The sequence below is a fragment of the Halomonas sp. SpR1 genome (assembly GCF_031010175.1).
Lineage (GTDB): Bacteria > Pseudomonadota > Gammaproteobacteria > Pseudomonadales > Halomonadaceae > Vreelandella.
The window spans coordinates 42,802-58,621 of record NZ_JAUAMB010000033.1; the positions used below are offsets into that span (position 1 = coordinate 42,802).

Below are 15,820 nucleotides of genomic sequence, written 5' to 3' on the forward strand. Positions count from 1 at the left end.
AAGGAAAACGTTATGCTACTTAAAGACAAGATATGTATCGTTACAGGCGCTGCAGGTGAGAAAGGTATTGGCTTGAGAACCGCTAAGCTCTTCTACGAGCATGGGGCTTCGGTCGTTATCTCTGATATTAATGAGCAGGCTTGCGATAAGGTGCGCAGCGAGTTTGACCCAGAGCGCTCGCTAGTAGTGGTTGGAAACGTAGCGAATCGTGATGATTGCTTCAATTTAGCGAAGTCAGTCATGGATAAATTTGGCCGCATTGATGCTCTCATTAATAACGCAGGCATTACCCAACCGGTAAAGTTCGAAGAGATCTTACCCGAAGACTATGACCGCATTTTGGACGTTAACCTCCGCGGTATGCTCTATATGTCGCAAGCTGTCGTGCCACATATGAAAGCGGCGAAGTCGGGCTCAATTATTAACACCTCTTCGGTTTCTGCACAGCGGGGCGGTGGTATCTTCGGTGGGCCGCACTACAGTGCTGCCAAGGCTGGAATGTTGGGGCTCGGCAAAGCCATGGCGCGCGAGCTTGGTGCTTATGGTATTCGCATTAACTCCGTAACGCCGGGATTGATTGCTACCGATATTACCGCTGGCAAGTTGGACGACCAGATGAAAGCCAAGATTTTAGAAGGCATCCCGATGGCACGAATGGGCACTCCGGAAGATGTAGCCAAGGCCTTCCTGTTCTTGGCGAGTGACCTTTCCAGCTACATTACAGGGGCCACCTTGGATGTTAACGGCGGTATGCACATTCATTGATTATGCTAAGCTGCCCCTATGCTTACGATACGTTATAGGGGTGGCGCTTGGATGATGTTATGAGTCAGATCGATCCGAATCTTTTGGATAGGCTTAAGGAGTTTGTGTCGGTCTCCGAACTGACTAAGGATGGCCGGTTAAAGCTGCCGGCAGAAAGAGCGTTGTGTGAGCATTTTGATATGCATCGTTCGTCGGTTAGGAACGTCCTTTCTTTATTGCAAAGTCTTGGCTTCATCGAACGCAAGCAGGGTAGTGGTACCTTTCTTAAAATGCCCGAACCTGTTTTTATCCAGCTCTATTTTGAGCTGGCGCTTAAGCTCAACTACGTCTCCGTCGATCATCTTGAGACGGCGAGAGAGATGTTTGAAAAGGAGATCGTGCAGGCGGCAGCGGTTAATCATCAGGCTCATGAGCTCAAAAGGCTAGAGTTACTCTGCGAAAAAATCGTAACGTCATCCGATGTTCTTGAAGGCATTCAGGCGGATTATGAATTCCATGAATTGTTGGCCATTATGGCCAAAAACCCTGCAGTACTGATTATTTTCCAAGGGTTATCATCGGTACTGAAAAAAGTGCTTCACCAGCGCAGGATTTTGGCACGGCAATCTAAAGAAGCACAAAAGAAAACTAACGAGACGCATATAGCAATTGTCGCTGCCGTTAAAACCCGTGACCGGGAGCTTGCGCGTCAGGCAATGCACGATCACTTTGAGACGTGGAATCAGCAGACGATGCGTAGCTTCCCGAAAGCAGAGAGTTTAGGCATGTTTGCCGAGTAGATGCTGCTGTATGGCAAAGAATCCTAGGCCGCAAAACCTCTTGATTGACTAGGGTAGCGAGCAGATATTTAGACTGACCGCTACCTAAGCGCATCCAGAGGAGGGGGCAGTGACCTACCTTAGCCCTTGAATCCTTTTATGGTTTTCCAGGGTCATGACCAGGGCTTCGGCGGCTTCCTTGCCTTTGGCGCGGAAATGGTCATGGAAAAACGCATGGTGCGTGCTGTGTTCATGAAAATGATGAGGCGTCAGCACAACCGAAAGAATGGGGATTTCAGTGTCCAGTTGCGCCTGCATCATGCCTTCAATGACCGCTTGGGCAACGAATTCGTGCCGATAGATGCCGCCATCAATGACGAAGCCTGCTCCCACAATGGCGCTGTAACGGCCCGTTTTGGCGAGTAGTTTAGCCTGAAGCGGGATTTCGTAAGCCCCTGCGACTTGGAATATCTCTACTTGATCAGCAGAAAAGCCATGCTCGCTGGTAAGTTGAGCAATAAATGCTTCTCTGGCTTGGGTGACAATATCGTGATGCCAAGATGCTTCGATAAAGGCAACGCGCACTGATGAAGAGTGTTGGGTCTGATTCATGGTCATCCTATGGGGATTGTTTACCAGAACCAGGGCATGAGGCATCCAATAGCACAGTACCCGTATGCGTTAGAACACTACGGGTAATATCACTAGGAAACCTTCTCTTTTATCCGGACTATTACCGTCGGCTTCGGAATCTCACCGAATCTGCTGTCCTCAACCGTTAGGTTACACCCTTTGGCTGAGCGCTCGTGGGCTTGTCCGTATCCATAAAGATATGGCATCACCACCGGTGGGGACTTGCACCCCGCCCTGAGAAAGTTCGCCATTAATGGCGGTGGCTATTATACGCTGGCTGATGGACTGACGGATACCGTTAGCGTAACAGGAAAAGCTAAGTTTCAGGATAACGGCTGAAAGCCGATCCCAACAATAGAAGCGACCCGCTTCAGCCACCATTAAGCCCAAGGCGTTGGTTCAGTGGTAGACTACGATGCTCTTAGCAGGTTAATTATTATCTCAATGGGGCTGAGTGGTGAGATATAGGGAGTCGGTGTGAAGGGCATCATATTGAGTGCAGGGAGCGCTAAAGCGCTGACAGTGTCGCTAATCGTTGGCGCCGTGGGCGGTACACTGTTTCAGCTGACTGGACTACCTCTCGCTTGGATGCTGGGCCCCTTAATAGCTAACCTGCTAGTCTCTTCACAAGGCGTTAAGGTCTCGGTACCCGAGCCGCTTCGCAATACCTTCTTAGCGGTCATGGGCCTGGTGCTGGGTAGCCAAGTGACGCCGCAGTTGGCGCACCGGGTACTGGATTGGCCGATATCGGCGGCGCTGTTGCTACTAGGAGTGGCCGCTTCCACCACCGTAGCTGCTGCCTGGTATCGGCGCTGCGGGTTTGACCCGGTTAGCGCCTGGTTCGGCGCCTCGCCTGGCGCGATGACGGCGATGATCCTGCTGGGAGAAAAGTGTGGCGGCGACCCGCAGCGCATTGCGGTGGCGCAGTCGCTACGCATCATTTTAGTGATTCTTTTTTTACCGCCGCTATTCTGGGCCTATGAGGGGGGTGGCGAAGGCATTGGCCCTGTGCACAGTGGCTTGGAGCATGGCTGGATGCTGCTGTTGATCCCGCTGCTATTGCCGCTCGGTCGCTGGCTGCGTATTCCCAGCCCCGCCCTGCTGGCACCGCTGCTAGTCGCTGCTCTATTATCCGGTGTTGATATTGCCAGTCTCGCTCTGCCGGAGTGGGGCATGAATTTGATGTTATGGGTGCTGGGCAGTGCTATCGGTTCGCGCTTTCAGGGCATGACGCGACAGCTTTTTGGGCGCTATTTATGGCAGTCGGGCGTGGCGACACTATTAGCGTTGCTGGTACTGGCGCTATTTGCTGAGCTGATTCACCAACTGCTAGGGGTAGGGCGCGATGTAGCACTGCTGGCGCTGGCACCGGGCGGCATTGGCGAGATGGCAATTTTGGCTGTGGCGTTAAACATCGACCCGGTATTTGTCGCTTTTCATCACCTACTGCGTATGGTGACTCTGATGATTATTGCACCGTTCTGGGCGCGTTGGCTGCTGCGTCACTCGCATTCTTCATGACATTTTAGCGACATCTACACTCTCCACACTCACGTATAACAAAGCAAAGACCGTCAATACCAACGCCAGTAACGTAAGGAACTCTCATGCTATCGCGTGTTTTACAGCCGTTATTTCGTTACTTCGAAACGCGGGTTAACCCCTACCCGGAAGGCGATGTTAAAACGCCGCCCAAGGGCTTGATGCCGTTTATCGTCCACTTTTCCCGACCAATGCTGCCGCTGTTGCTGCTTATGACGCTGTTCACAGCGCTGGTGTCGGCGGCTGAGGTGGTGTTTTTTAGCTACATGGGCCAGCTGGTCGATTGGCTAGGCAACGTTGAGCGGGCAAGTTTTTGGGCTGAAAACGGCCTATGGCTAGCAGGTCTTGGGCTACTCCTGCTAATCGGCTTGCCGCTCTTGGTGCTGTTGCAGTCCCTGGTCACCCACCAAAGCATTTTCGGTAACTACCCGATGATTGGCCGCTGGCTATCCCACCGTCATATGCTTAGCCAGAGCCTGGCATTCTATCAGGACGAATTTGCCGGGCGGGTGTCGCAAAAGGTGATGCAAACAGCGCTGGCGATCCGCGAGACCGTTACCAAGGTGATGGATCTGCTGGTTTACGCCATCGTCTACTTCACCGGCGCGGCCTACCTGCTGGGCCGGGCGGATCTGTTGCTGCTGATCCCGCTAGGGCTGTGGTTAGTGGGTTATCTGGCGATTATGCGCTACTTCGTACCGCGCCTGCGCGATGTCTCCATGGCCCAGGCGGATGCCCGCGCCCAGATGACCGGCCGGGTGGTGGACAGCTATAGCAATATCCAAACCATCAAGCTGTTTGCCGATACCGAGCGGGAACAGCGCTACGCTAAAGACGCTATGGAAGGCTTTATGGTCACCGTTCACCGCCAGATGCGCTTGGTGACGATCATGAGTGTGGGGTTAACGCTGCTGAACACGGCGCTATTGGTGGGTACTGCAGCCATGGCGATCAGCGCCTGGTACACCGAAGCGATCTCCTTGGGCGTGCTGGCGATCGCCATCGCGCTGGTAATGCGTATTCGCTTTATGTCTGACTGGATCTTATGGGAAGTCGCCGGGCTGTTTGAGAATATCGGCACCGTCCAGGATGGCATGAATACCATCGCCCAGAAGCCAACCATCAACGATGCCCCCAATGCTAAAGCGCTTCAGGTACCCAAGGGCGAAATTGTGTTTGACGCGCTGCGCTTTCAATACGAACAGGCGAAAGGCGAGAGTAAAAACGTTTTTGATGGGCTAAGTCTGACCATTAAGCCCGGCGAAAAGATCGGTTTGATCGGCCGTTCAGGCGCGGGTAAATCCACCCTCGCCAATCTGCTGCTGCGTTTTTATGACTTGCAGGGCGGGCGGATTTTGATTGATGGGCAGAATATTGCCGAAGTGACTCAAACGTCCTTGCGCCATCAAATAGGGATGGTCACCCAGGACACTTCGCTGCTGCACCGCTCGCTACGCGACAATATCCGTTACGGTAGCCCCCACGCCAGTGACGAGGACGTTTGGAACGCAGTGTGCCGCGCCCATGCGGATACCTTTATCAATGATTTGGTCGACCCGAAGGGGCGTCGTGGGTTGGATGCTCATGTAGGCGAGCGTGGCGTTAAGCTGTCAGGCGGCCAGCGCCAGCGGATCGCCATTGCTCGTGTGCTGCTCAAAAATGCGCCGATTCTGGTTTTGGATGAGGCGACCTCGGCGCTTGACTCTGAGGTCGAAGCGGCTATTCAAGAGCAGCTGGATACACTGATGGAAGGCAAAACGGTCATCGCCATTGCCCATCGTCTTTCGACCATTGCTATGCTCGACCGGCTGATAGTAGTGGATGAGGGGCGCATGGTGGAAAGCGGCACGCATCAGGAGCTGCTTGCACATAACGGCATTTATGCCAGCCTATGGCAGCGACAGTCGGGAGGATTTTTAGGTCACGACCTTGATCTCGAAGATAACGCCCTCATCTCATAATAGACCAGTCGTTTTTAACGACACACGTTTAATAGGAGGTAGTGATGCAAGCCATTCAGCTGCGAGAGCCCGGCGGTTTAGACAAGCTAGAGGTCGTAGAGCTAGCGGCCCCAGGCGAGCCCGGCCCTGGCGAAATTAAAGTACGCCTGCATGCCAGTTCTTTGAATTTCCACGACTACGCCGTGGTTGCCGGAATGATTCCGACAGAGCAAAACCGCATTCCCATGTCTGACGGCGCGGGGGTGGTTGAAGCGGTCGGGGAAGGTGTTAGCGAGTTCGCCGTTGGCGACCATGTGGTCTCAACCTTCTTCCCGCACTGGCTGGAAGGCCCGGCCCGCGTGGGCGATTTTCGCACTACGCCGGGCGACGGCGTGGATGGCTACGCTCGTGAGCAGGTTGTGCGCCCAGTCGAGTGGTTTACTCATCAGCCTAAGGGTTATAGCCACGCAGAGTCCGCTACGTTAACCACCGCTGGTTTAACCGCTTGGCGCGCACTCGTCGTCGATGGCGGTATCAAAGCAGGGGATAGCGTGCTGGTGTTGGGCACCGGTGGGGTATCGATTTTTGCCCTGCAGTTTGCCCGCCTGATGGGCGCGCGGGTAATCGCTACCTCATCGTCGAATGAAAAACTGGCGCGGCTGCGCGAGATGGGCGCTGAGCACACCATCAACTACAAAGAGACGCCTGATTGGGGTAAGCGGGTAAAAGAGCTGACCAACGGCGAAGGCGTTGATCATATCGTCGAAGTGGGTGGCCCTGGTACGTTGCCACAATCCTTTGATGCAATAAAAATCGGTGGCCATATCGCCTTGATTGGTATCCTCACGGGCCGCGAAGGCGAATTGCCGACGGCCAAGCTAATGGCCAAACAGGCGAACTTGAAGGGCTTGATTGTGGGTAGTCGTCGCCAGCAGATCGAGATGATCCGCGCGCTGGAAACCTTCGACATGCATCCGATTATTGATCGCGAATTCCCGCTCGCAGAAATTGCTGACGCTTTCCGCCATCAGGAATCCGGCCAGCACTTCGGCAAGATCTGCCTGACCATGTAGTAAGCTATTCATGCAGTAAGTAGCCTGACGCTAAGCGGCCATTCGCGTAGAATGGCCGCTTTTCCGTCTAGCCATTAATTAACGCAAGGTACCCTATGCAGCGTTTAGCCCACTTAGTGCATGAATCATTAGCCCAGCCGCTGGAAGTCGAGCAGATGAGGGTCTTAAAGCGTGAGGCGGCCAGAGCTATCGTCACCCGTGACGATAAAATCTTGCTGCTCTACACCGAGCGCTACGATGATTTTAGCTTTCCTGGTGGCGGTATTGATCCGGGCGAAAGTCCTGAGGCGGGGCTGCATCGTGAACTGCATGAAGAGACGGGCGCTAATCAAATCGAAATTGTTTCCCACTTCGGCTATGTGACCGAATATGCGCCCACCTTCAAAAAAGACTGGGATGTGATGTATCAAACGTCCCATTGGTTTCGTTGCCAGATCGGCCAGACACTAGGTGATACGCGCTTTGAGGATTACGAAGTCGCCAACGGCATGTCTGCCGGTTGGGTCAGTCTTGAAGAGGCGCTGGCGCACAACCGTGGCGTGATTCGCCGTCGCCCTAGCAAAATGGGAATCTCTATTCATCGGGAAACCCTGGTGCTTGAGCATGTGGCGAAGGCACTGCTGAAAAGCCCGCAAGTGCCTGCGTAGGTGAGAAGTCAGTTGAAGTACAGAAAAAGGGTTGGAAGGTCAGTCGTGTCGACTAATCTGGCAAGCGGCTGTAGACCACGCCTTTCACTTCAAGCTCCAGTATCTCATCGTAGGGCACCATGACGCCTTCAACGTCACCCGGTGTGCGATGGCTGTTCTTAATCTCGGTTTCAGGTATCACCTTCACGCCCATCAGCCCAACGTGCTGGATTCTGGCGCTAAAGCGATTGCCTTCATGCTCAATCAGCAGCCGTTCACCGGCAATACACTTCTCAAGCTTGGCGTGTAGCTCTGCTTCGCTAACGTGGACAACACTCATCGCTTTCTCCTTTTAGCTTCTGCTATTGCTTTCGCAATAAAAAATAGTCCGTTAAGTGCGCTAACTACTGTCTGTAAAGACTTTATCTTAGACCATAAGTTCGTCTTTGAGGTTAGCAGCTGGGTGCGCCGTGCTAAAGTGAGTGCTTAACGTTAGCCATAGGGACAGAGTCATGGGGGAGCAACCATCATCGGCCGATACGCCATTATGGGCGGTCGTTGAGCTTGAGCAATTTACTACCCCTGAGCAGACTCAGGCGAGCCAGTGGCGACGCTCGTTGCGTTCGGCTTCGACGTGGCTGATGGGCAAAAACAGCGCTGAACAACAGGTAAAGGAAGAAAATGAACTGCGTGCGCTTCCCGAGGTTAAACTCGCGCATTTAGTGCCGCCCATCGATTGGGCGCCCGCAGCAAAGGCTTTGGCGCAGCAGCTAAACGACCAGAAAGCGCCGGTTGCGTTTTTTATTACCCCGCCGCACAGCGGCCATGTCGCTGTGGTTAGCCAGTGGGCGGAAGCGCACCGCTTTGCCTGTCTGCCATCACCCACGCTTAGCGAACTCGCCGAAGGGGACACCCAGTGGATCGAGCGATGTGCAAGTCAACGAGAATGGGCCGTTCCCGCATTAGAGCGTTACTTTTTACGCCACACCCAGGGTATTCAGGGTGTTCGTGAGTTTCTTGAACGCGCGTTAAGTGGTCGCTTGGGGCAGGGTGTGATTGGCTGCGACAGCTGGGCGTATGCCTACCTACAAGAGGTGATCGGTATCGATGGGGCGCCGGTGTTTACCCTTCAATCGATGGAGGGCGAGCAGCTGTCCCGCTATTTTGCAGACATTGCGACCCACACAGGAGCGCCTCCGCAAGTCTACAGCACACGAACCGGCAATCAGGTGCTCGCGAAAACGGAAGGCAGTGCAGCAAATAAGAAAGCCCCACCTAAAGGCGAAAATAAAGAACTTCAGCGTTTAGCCGCTCACTGCCGTGGTCATATAGGCATTGCTTGGCACTACTGGCGGGAGCGTCTACGCGAACCATTGTCAGACGATGAGAAGGCATTATGGCTGGCAGATGCTCTCGCCGAGGCGGAGCTCCCCCCCGACACGGGGGATGTCGCCACGCTGGTACTGCATGCACTTTTGATTCATGGCGGGCTGGATGACCACTCACTCGGGCAGTTGTTGCCTTTCTCCCACCATGAAGCGCTTAATGCACGGTTAGCTTTGCAGCGCAAAGGGATTGTTACAAGCTGCGAAGGGCGTTGGCAGATAGCACCGTTAAGCTACGCGAGCGTTCGCCAGTTATTGGAGTCGCGTAATTATTTGGTCGATCCCCTCTAAGACTCCCTGCTAAAAAAGCGACAGGCCCGCGGAGGGCACCCATGGAAGAGCAACAGAAGTACGCACGACTGTTTAACGATATCGATAGCCAAGCGCTGATTACCTTAGGGGTTGTGCTGCTATCAACCGTCGTGCTGATTATTGTCAGCCAGCGTGGGCTGAGCTGGCTCGGCAATCGACTGCATGGGCAAGTACGTTTTCGCATTTTTGCCCTGGTGCCGTTGACGCGGTTACTGATTTTGATTACCGCGCTTGCCATCATCGTACCGATAATTATCGAGCCATCGCTACGCAATATGGTCACGCTGCTGGGAGCGCTGGGCTTAGCCATCGGTTTTGCCATGAAGGACTATGTAAGCAGCCTGATTGCAGGCGTTGTTTCGGCGATTGAGTTGCCCTATCGCCCTGGGGACTGGGTCAATATTGAAGGCACCTACGGCGAGGTTAAGCACGTCGGTTTGCGCACGGTAGACATTCAGACACCCGATGATGATTTGGTCGCCGTACCGCACTTAAAGTTGTGGGATCACGCCATTTATAACGCCAATAACGGCGGCACCAGCCTGCAGTGCGTGGCGAGTTTTTATCTTCACCCCGAGCACGAAGCAGGCTGGGTACGTAAAGCGCTGCGCGATGTGGCGCTGACCAGCGCCTATCTGAAGTTCGATAAGCCGATCATTGTGGTGGCCGAAGAGAAACCCTGGGGCACCCACTACCGCATACGCGCTTATCCGGTGGATCCGCGCCAGCAGTTTCTGTTTATTACCGACCTAACCGTACGCGGTAAAACAGTGCTGAATGCCGCAGGCGTACAATCAGCGATGTTGCCACCGGATGCCGCCCTGGATGCGCGCAACGCAGCAGACGCTTCTTACTAACGGATCTTAAGCGTCAGTCGACTCAGGTAGCTCACCGCTGTGGTAGACGTTTTGTACGTCGTCCAGCTCGTTGAGCATGGCTAGGAATTTTTCGAACATCGCCACGTCGTCGCCTTCAACCGGGGTGGTGGTTTGCGGTAGAAACTGGATTTCGTCAGCTTCAAAGTCAATCTCACCGAATGCATCCAGCAGCGCCTGTTTGGCTTTGGCGTAGTCGGTATGCGGGGCAAAAACGGTGATCCGCTCACCTTCCTGCTCAATGTCGGTGACATCCACATCGGCTTCCATTAATGCCTCAAGCACAGCGTCTTCATCGCTTCCGGTGAAGGAGAAGATGGCGCAGTGGTCAAACATGTGGCTGACGCTACCGGGGGTGCCGATTTTGCTCTTGGTTTTGGTGAAGCAGCCGCGCACATCGCCAAAGGTGCGGTTGGGGTTGTCGGTAAGGCAGTCGACAATCACCATCACATTACTGGGCCCGAAGCCTTCGTAACGCGCGGGGGAGAAATCTTCGCCACCGGCGCCGCTGGCCTTATCGAGCGCTTTATCAATAACGTGAGAAGGTACCTGATCTTTCTTGGCTCGCTCCATTAAACCGCGCAGCGCCAGGTTACCATTGGGGTCGGTGCCGCCCGCTTTAGCGCAAACGTAAATCTCACGTCCATATTTGCTGTAGACCTTAGTCTTTGCATCGGCCGTTTTGGCCATGGATTCCTTACGGTTCTGAAAAGCCCTACCCATGTTGCCGTCCTATGTTTGCTATACGCCCCAGCAGTGAGCGCCAGGGCGGGTGTTTTCAAAAGAGTCAAAGAGTGAAAAGAGTAAATTTTACCCAACAGCGTACCATGCTAACAGCGTTATTTAAGACGCTCTCCGAAGCGCTGCTTGGCTTAGCGTATACTGGCCGCCAGTCCCCACACGGTGATATCAACTCTTCAAGGAGAAACAGGCATGCCATTGACACTCTGGCTATCACTCGCTGCGATTTGTGCCATGGGCGCTATGTCGCCGGGCCCAAGTTTGGCACTGGTGTTGCGCCATACGTTAGGCGGCGGTCGCTTTACCGGGGTGACGGCCGCGATCTTCCACGCTTTTGGTGTGGGCTTTTATGCGCTACTCACTGTTTGGGGCCTAGGCGCCTTGATTGCTGGTTTTCCACTGCTGTTTCAATTGATTACCTGGTTTGGCGCGGCTTACCTGGCATGGTTAGGGATTAAGGCGCTGCGCGCCGGCAGAGCTGGTGCTTTAGAGCCCAGTGCTGTTGTCACTAATCGGAGCCAGGCCGCCAAAGAGGGCGTACTGGTGGCATTAGGCAACCCGAAGTTGATCCTGTTTTTTGTCGCGCTGCTGAGCCAATTTGTGACCCCGGATATGAGCGGGGTGGCCAAAGCGATCATTGTATTAACGGCGATGATAATTGATGGGGGCTGGTACGTGCTGGTCGCGATGGTGCTTTCCCACTCACGGATTCTGCCTTGGCTGCAACAGCGTGCCCACTGGATTAACCGCATTACCGGGGTACTATTAATCGCGCTGGCACTACGTGTGGTCGCCGGACCGCTGGTGTAAAAAGGCTAGCCGTGGCATGGTGATACCTATGCCGTTTGGGGTTATGTGGGGCTGAGTGATGCAAATTTATGACAATGACTGCTATACCCACCAAGGGCTGCCGTTTAACTTACGTGCGCTGCGTGGCCAAGTGCTGCTGGTGGTTAACGTTGCCAGCCAGTGTGGTTTTACCCCGCAGTTAAGAGAACTCGAAACCCTTTTTCAGCGCTACCGAGATCGGGGCTTCACCGTGCTTGGTTTCCCGTGTAACCAGTTTGGCCGTCAGTCGCCGGAAAGCGCCCAAGCGTTTTGTCAATTTGGCGAAAAGCAGTTTGGGGTCAGCTTCCCGTTACTGGAGAAAGTTAAGGTCAATGGCAGTGACGCCCATCCACTGTTTGTCCACCTCAAGCGTGAGGCGCCTGGCGTGCTGGGTACACAACTGATCAAGTGGAATTTTACCAAATTTCTGGTGGGCCGTGATGGCAAGGTGGTTGCCCGCTTTGGGCCGCGCGACCACGGGCGCCCGCTACGCCTGGCATTGGAAGAGGCCCTGGATCAAAGCTATCCATAGCGTTGAGGCTTTTCTCCTCTAGACTTTTTCGCCCCGGGTAACGGCCACTCGGCTCATAAGTGCATTCCAGCGATGACGCACCATCATGGTTGTTAAGCCGGAAAACAGTGCCCAGCTTTTGCGTCGCCATCCTTTCAAACGCATGTTGTGGTTAACCAACTGCTGCATCAGTTTACGGTCGCTGAACTGGCGCCACTCGCTGGCAATTGAGAGCTGATAGCGGGACATCACCGGCGCCATTTCAAGGCGAAACATCCACTCTAGCTCGTTAAGGGTCATATCATAGCGCTCTATGACCTCGACCATCCGAGCGTAATCGCGCTCGCTGGGCTCACGATCCAACCACAGCGGGGCTAGCGCTAACCAAAGATCGCCGCGTTCATCTACCAGCTGCTGTGCATTCATGATCGCCTCTTGGTAAGTCGTTGCTGACATAAGCACCGACATCAGTATCTACAATTAAGTGTCTACATACGTATCTAGGCGGCTATCGTGACGCGAAAGCGTCATTAGCTCAAGGGAGATTAATAGCTCAGCAGACAATAGCTCAATAGCGGACAGGGCGCAGCTAGACCGCTAGAATACCCCCACATGAGTCATGGCACTGCCATGTCAAAAACTTTGGCACAGACTATGGCAAAACGATGTCGCTGGTTATGATGTCAAAAGCGAAATCAATCCGATAACGAGGTTCGATGTGATTATTAAACCCAAAGTGCGCGGCTTTATTTGTACCACTACTCATCCTATTGGCTGCGAGCAGAACGTTCGCGAACAGATTGAAGCGACCCGTGCTCGCGGTTTGGATAAGCAGGCTGGCCCAAAAAAAGTGCTCGTCATTGGGGCTTCAAGTGGCTACGGCTTGGCCGCCCGGATTACTGCGGCGTTTGGCTACGGAGCCGACACCCTGGGTGTGTTCTTTGAAAAGCCCGCCACCGATAAGAAGCCGGGCACCGCGGGTTGGTACAACAGCGCCGCCTTTGACAAGTTTGCTAAGCAGGAAGGGCTATATAGCAAGTCGATCAATGGCGATGCCTTCTCCCATGAAGCGCGGGAAAAAGCCATAGAGCTGATTAAGCAAGATATGGGCGAGATTGATCTAGTGGTCTACTCCCTGGCGTCTCCTGTGCGCAAGCTGCCGGATAGCGGTGAACTGAAGCGCTCTAGCCTAAAGCCAATTGGCGAAACCTACCGCGCCACCGCCATTGATACCAATAAAGACGCAATCATCGAAGCGGAAGTGGAGCCGGCTACCCAGCAGGAAATCGACGACACCATCACCGTGATGGGCGGCGAAGATTGGGAACTATGGATGGACGCGCTTGACCAGGCCGGTGTGCTGGCCAAAGGTGCGCGCAGCGTGGCGTTCAGCTATATCGGTACCGAAATCACCTGGCCGATTTACTGGCACGGTGCGCTGGGTAAAGCCAAGGAAGACCTTGACCGCGCCGCAGCGGCTATCGATGCCAAATTGAAACAAAGCGGTGGCGGTGCCAATGTGGCAGTGCTCAAGTCGGTGGTCACCCAGGCGAGTGCCGCTATACCGGTGATGCCGCTATATATCGCTATGGTTTACCGCATCATGAAAGAGCAGGGCCTGCACGAAGGCACGATCGATCAGTTGAACCGTCTATTCGGTGAGCAGCTCTACTCGGCCGAGGGGCTACGCGGCGAGTTCACCACCGATGAAGTTGGACGCCTGCGCTTGGATGACTGGGAGTTGCGCGATGACGTTCAGAAAGCGTGTCAGGATCTTTGGCCGGAAGTGACCACTGAAAACTTATTCGAAATTACCGACTATGCTGGTTATAAGCACGAATTCTTGAAACTGTTTGGTTTCGAACGTGACGATGTTGATTACGATGCCGACGTCAATCCAGAGGTTACGTTTGATGTCGTAAATCTGTAAGCCATTCACTGGGGCGGCTTCGCCGCCCAATTCGACCGGAACGCTGGAGGTGTTTATGGATACTAGGGAAAGCAAAACTCCGGAAGAAGAGAAGCAGCATATTATCAATGAGCGGATACCAGAGGATTATGAAACCTCAAAACCGCATCTACAGCCGGAAGCCAAGAAGCGACCAGAAGGGTTATACAAGCTGCTCCCGCTGGTGGTAATTATTCTCGGCGTGATTGTGGTCAGTATTGTCGTGTTAGGCATTATTAATCGGGGTAACTAGTGCTTAACCATGCTCCCTTTTTTGCCGGGCCTTGCGCCCGGCAATTTTGTTTTGGCGTCTATGCATAGAAGCAGAAAGAGGTCTTGTTAATATCAACCATTGTTAAAGTTTACGTATAAGATCGTTAAAGGGTGAAAGTTCTGCTAAGAAAGTAAGGCATTATAAAAATTCACGTCTATCAGGCAGGAGGGGGTATGACAAGAGTAGCGCGCGTGGAGCCAATGCTTAAAAAGCAAGGGAATAAGCTTATTGCTTCAGGATGGAAAGTGGTGGATGTCACTGATATTGGTGCGCCTGAGGAAATCTCCCAACATGACAGTGAGCCTCAAGCCATTGAAGCCGCACGTCGCTTTGAAGCCAAAACAGCCCAAGAGCTTAATTCTGATCCTGATTCCACTCAGGATTATGATGCGTCGGATGAGCAGGCTGGGAAACGCTTTCCAAATTGATGTAATGGCTATTTTGGCAGTGGTAGTTATTGAAATAAGTTAATAGAGTCTTTCCTTAAATAAGTGGTTTTTAATTAAATGATTAATATTTATTAATGTTTTGGGTGATGTTTGTTTTAACTTTGATAGGGCGCGTTTCGGTGTGCTAGCTTTTTATGTGTAAACCAACACAAGGAGAGATTGTATGAAACGGACAGCATTAGCGGTTGCCATTGGTATGGTCAGCGCAGGCTTTTCAGCTAGCATTCTTGCTCAGGAAGAGAACCAGAATGACGCTGACCGCAACAACCAAACGATCCAGCAGCAAGAGATAAATGAGGAAGAGCAGCGTAGTGGTGACGAAACCAGGGATATAAACGTTGAGCAAAAGCCTGCTGAGGTTGAAGTAAAGCAAGAGACTCCTGACGTTACGGTCGAGCAATCCGAACCTGAAGTGACTATTGAGCAGCCCGAGCCGAATGTAACTGTTGAAGAAGCCGAGCCGAATGTCACCGTTAAGCAAACTGGCGAGCCAGAAGTGACGGTGAAGGAAGCAGACGATGCTCAGGTCAATATCAATCAGGATGAAAAAGACGAGCAGGAGCGTCAGCAGAACGGCCAGCAGAGCGACCAGGCTGAACAAAATAATCAGGCCGAGCAAAATAACCAAGCCAACTCACTGATGTCCCAACAGGCCAGTGACTTGGAAGGACGCACCGTCACTAACCAGGAAGGTGAAGAGATCGGCGAAGTTCAGCATATCGCTAAGCATGATGCGTCTGGCGACTTGTTTGCTATCGTTTCAGTCGGCGGTTTTTGGGGCTTTGGCGCAACTGATATTGCTCTGCCCCTTAAAGATATGCAGTTTGAAGATGATCAGCTCGTTGTGAGCACCGCTTATGGCAGTAATGAAATCGAAGACTCGTCTAACGACTATCAAGAAGATGAGTATAGCGAAGTAGACAGTGACCTCTCGCTATCTGAGGCGCAGCAGCAGTAAGCAATAATAGAGCCGCCTTTATATTGGGCAGTAACTGGCATGATTGAATTAGGGCAAGGCGGGCACGCCTTGCCCTTTTATAGTGCGCCAGGCATGGCGCGCAGCGCCTTGACTGGCGCTGTTCCTGGGGGTGGTGCCTCAGGATGACTTGGGGGTGAAAGTCCCCTGCACGCCCGGCAAGGGGAAGTGCTAGCCGACGGCA

18 protein-coding genes and 1 riboswitch are annotated in these 15,820 nt (G+C 53.3%); of the genes, 14 read left to right on the forward strand and 4 right to left on the reverse strand.

All coding sequences use genetic code 11. The annotated features are described in order from the left end of the window. Positions 1-12: 12 nt before the first annotated feature. Both QT231_RS19015 and QT231_RS19020 read left to right on the forward strand, forming a co-directional pair. On the forward strand, positions 13-765 hold the full coding sequence (locus QT231_RS19015) for a glucose 1-dehydrogenase (RefSeq protein WP_308338400.1): 753 nt from the start codon (positions 13-15) through the stop codon (positions 763-765). Between the two features lie 59 nt (positions 766-824). Continuing rightward, positions 825-1,544 (forward strand): FCD domain-containing protein, encoded by a 720-nt coding sequence (locus QT231_RS19020; RefSeq protein WP_308338401.1) that lies wholly within the window; start codon positions 825-827, stop codon positions 1,542-1,544. Between the two features lie 114 nt (positions 1,545-1,658). Here the strand turns inward: QT231_RS19020 and QT231_RS19025 are convergent, their stop codons facing one another. Then, entirely contained in the window at positions 1,659-2,135 is a 477-nt protein-coding gene (locus tag QT231_RS19025) for a 6,7-dimethyl-8-ribityllumazine synthase (RefSeq protein ID WP_308338402.1), read from the reverse strand. Between the two features lie 97 nt (positions 2,136-2,232). Next, positions 2,233-2,402, reverse strand: a riboswitch (FMN riboswitch). A 231-nt stretch (positions 2,403-2,633) separates the two neighbouring features. Between QT231_RS19025 and QT231_RS19030 the strand changes: the two genes are divergently transcribed. From QT231_RS19030 to QT231_RS19045, 4 genes are all read left to right on the forward strand, one after another. Continuing rightward, positions 2,634-3,677: an AbrB family transcriptional regulator gene (locus tag QT231_RS19030; protein WP_308338403.1), complete on the forward strand. Its 1,044-nt coding sequence runs from the start codon at positions 2,634-2,636 to the stop codon at positions 3,675-3,677. A gap of 86 nt (positions 3,678-3,763) precedes the next feature. Continuing rightward, entirely contained in the window at positions 3,764-5,659 is a 1,896-nt protein-coding gene (locus tag QT231_RS19035; protein ID WP_308338404.1) for an ABC transporter ATP-binding protein, read from the forward strand. A 44-nt stretch (positions 5,660-5,703) separates the two neighbouring features. Continuing rightward, positions 5,704-6,711, forward strand: a complete 1,008-nt coding sequence (locus QT231_RS19040) for an NAD(P)-dependent alcohol dehydrogenase (RefSeq protein ID WP_308338405.1) — start codon at positions 5,704-5,706, stop codon at positions 6,709-6,711. Positions 6,712-6,806: 95 nt separating this feature from the next. After that, on the forward strand, positions 6,807-7,358 hold the full coding sequence (locus QT231_RS19045; protein WP_308338406.1) for an NUDIX domain-containing protein: 552 nt from the start codon (positions 6,807-6,809) through the stop codon (positions 7,356-7,358). A 52-nt stretch (positions 7,359-7,410) separates the two neighbouring features. On the opposite strand, the gene QT231_RS19050 is transcribed toward QT231_RS19045, so the two are convergent. Continuing rightward, positions 7,411-7,677: a hypothetical protein gene (locus QT231_RS19050; protein WP_022522484.1), complete on the reverse strand. Its 267-nt coding sequence runs from the start codon at positions 7,675-7,677 to the stop codon at positions 7,411-7,413. Between the two features lie 172 nt (positions 7,678-7,849). Between QT231_RS19050 and QT231_RS19055 the strand changes: the two genes are divergently transcribed. Continuing rightward, the gene (locus QT231_RS19055; protein ID WP_308338407.1) at positions 7,850-9,013 is read left to right on the forward strand and encodes a hypothetical protein; all 1,164 of its coding nucleotides are present in this window, start codon (positions 7,850-7,852) and stop codon (positions 9,011-9,013) included. 41 nt (positions 9,014-9,054) lie between these two features. After that, the gene (locus tag QT231_RS19060; protein ID WP_308338408.1) at positions 9,055-9,891 is read left to right on the forward strand and encodes a mechanosensitive ion channel domain-containing protein; all 837 of its coding nucleotides are present in this window, start codon (positions 9,055-9,057) and stop codon (positions 9,889-9,891) included. 6 nt (positions 9,892-9,897) lie between these two features. Here the strand turns inward: QT231_RS19060 and QT231_RS19065 are convergent, their stop codons facing one another. Continuing rightward, positions 9,898-10,632, reverse strand: a complete 735-nt coding sequence (locus tag QT231_RS19065) for a YebC/PmpR family DNA-binding transcriptional regulator (protein ID WP_308338409.1) — start codon at positions 10,630-10,632, stop codon at positions 9,898-9,900. Positions 10,633-10,842: 210 nt separating this feature from the next. Between QT231_RS19065 and QT231_RS19070 the strand changes: the two genes are divergently transcribed. Beyond that, positions 10,843-11,460 carry a LysE family translocator gene (locus tag QT231_RS19070; RefSeq protein ID WP_308338410.1) on the forward strand — a complete coding sequence of 206 codons (618 nt, stop codon included), beginning with the start codon at positions 10,843-10,845 and terminating at the stop codon, positions 11,458-11,460. A gap of 58 nt (positions 11,461-11,518) precedes the next feature. Beyond that, complete coding sequence (locus tag QT231_RS19075; protein ID WP_308338411.1) at positions 11,519-12,010, forward strand: glutathione peroxidase; 492 nt, start codon at positions 11,519-11,521, stop codon at positions 12,008-12,010. Positions 12,011-12,028: 18 nt separating this feature from the next. Here QT231_RS19075 and QT231_RS19080 read toward each other — a convergent pair whose 3' ends face one another. Next, on the reverse strand, positions 12,029-12,415 hold the full coding sequence (locus QT231_RS19080; RefSeq protein ID WP_308338412.1) for a hypothetical protein: 387 nt from the start codon (positions 12,413-12,415) through the stop codon (positions 12,029-12,031). Positions 12,416-12,707: 292 nt separating this feature from the next. Here QT231_RS19080 and fabV point away from each other — a divergent pair, with 292 nt between their 5' ends. From fabV to QT231_RS19100, 4 genes are all read left to right on the forward strand, one after another. Continuing rightward, the gene (gene fabV / locus QT231_RS19085) at positions 12,708-13,919 is read left to right on the forward strand and encodes an enoyl-ACP reductase FabV (RefSeq protein ID WP_308338413.1); all 1,212 of its coding nucleotides are present in this window, start codon (positions 12,708-12,710) and stop codon (positions 13,917-13,919) included. A gap of 55 nt (positions 13,920-13,974) precedes the next feature. Next, a complete protein-coding gene (locus QT231_RS19090; protein WP_308338414.1) occupies positions 13,975-14,190 on the forward strand; it encodes a hypothetical protein in 216 nt (71 codons plus the stop codon). Positions 14,191-14,384: 194 nt separating this feature from the next. After that, positions 14,385-14,639 carry a hypothetical protein gene (locus tag QT231_RS19095; RefSeq protein ID WP_308338415.1) on the forward strand — a complete coding sequence of 85 codons (255 nt, stop codon included), beginning with the start codon at positions 14,385-14,387 and terminating at the stop codon, positions 14,637-14,639. 184 nt (positions 14,640-14,823) lie between these two features. Further along, positions 14,824-15,618: a PRC-barrel domain-containing protein gene (locus QT231_RS19100; protein WP_308338416.1), complete on the forward strand. Its 795-nt coding sequence runs from the start codon at positions 14,824-14,826 to the stop codon at positions 15,616-15,618. Positions 15,619-15,820: the final 202 nt, after the last annotated feature.

What these genes read in the sequence shown, in the direction of transcription:
- QT231_RS19025 (WP_308338402.1), bottom strand. Translation starts at nt 2,135, where the DNA reads ATGAATCAGACCCAACACTCTTCATCAGTGCGCGTTGCCTTTATCGAA.
- QT231_RS19065 (WP_308338409.1), bottom strand. Translation starts at nt 10,632, where the DNA reads ATGGGTAGGGCTTTTCAGAACCGTAAGGAATCCATGGCCAAAACGGCC.
- QT231_RS19055 (WP_308338407.1), top strand. Translation starts at nt 7,850, where the DNA reads ATGGGGGAGCAACCATCATCGGCCGATACGCCATTATGGGCGGTCGTT.
- QT231_RS19080 (WP_308338412.1), bottom strand. Translation starts at nt 12,415, where the DNA reads ATGAATGCACAGCAGCTGGTAGATGAACGCGGCGATCTTTGGTTAGCG.
- QT231_RS19095 (WP_308338415.1), top strand. Translation starts at nt 14,385, where the DNA reads ATGACAAGAGTAGCGCGCGTGGAGCCAATGCTTAAAAAGCAAGGGAAT.
- QT231_RS19050 (WP_022522484.1), bottom strand. Translation starts at nt 7,677, where the DNA reads ATGAGTGTTGTCCACGTTAGCGAAGCAGAGCTACACGCCAAGCTTGAG.
- QT231_RS19015 (WP_308338400.1), top strand. Translation starts at nt 13, where the DNA reads ATGCTACTTAAAGACAAGATATGTATCGTTACAGGCGCTGCAGGTGAG.
- QT231_RS19075 (WP_308338411.1), top strand. Translation starts at nt 11,519, where the DNA reads ATGCAAATTTATGACAATGACTGCTATACCCACCAAGGGCTGCCGTTT.
- QT231_RS19090 (WP_308338414.1), top strand. Translation starts at nt 13,975, where the DNA reads ATGGATACTAGGGAAAGCAAAACTCCGGAAGAAGAGAAGCAGCATATT.
- QT231_RS19020 (WP_308338401.1), top strand. Translation starts at nt 825, where the DNA reads ATGAGTCAGATCGATCCGAATCTTTTGGATAGGCTTAAGGAGTTTGTG.
- QT231_RS19040 (WP_308338405.1), top strand. Translation starts at nt 5,704, where the DNA reads ATGCAAGCCATTCAGCTGCGAGAGCCCGGCGGTTTAGACAAGCTAGAG.
- QT231_RS19035 (WP_308338404.1), top strand. Translation starts at nt 3,764, where the DNA reads ATGCTATCGCGTGTTTTACAGCCGTTATTTCGTTACTTCGAAACGCGG.
- QT231_RS19060 (WP_308338408.1), top strand. Translation starts at nt 9,055, where the DNA reads ATGGAAGAGCAACAGAAGTACGCACGACTGTTTAACGATATCGATAGC.
- QT231_RS19100 (WP_308338416.1), top strand. Translation starts at nt 14,824, where the DNA reads ATGAAACGGACAGCATTAGCGGTTGCCATTGGTATGGTCAGCGCAGGC.
- QT231_RS19070 (WP_308338410.1), top strand. Translation starts at nt 10,843, where the DNA reads ATGCCATTGACACTCTGGCTATCACTCGCTGCGATTTGTGCCATGGGC.
- QT231_RS19045 (WP_308338406.1), top strand. Translation starts at nt 6,807, where the DNA reads ATGCAGCGTTTAGCCCACTTAGTGCATGAATCATTAGCCCAGCCGCTG.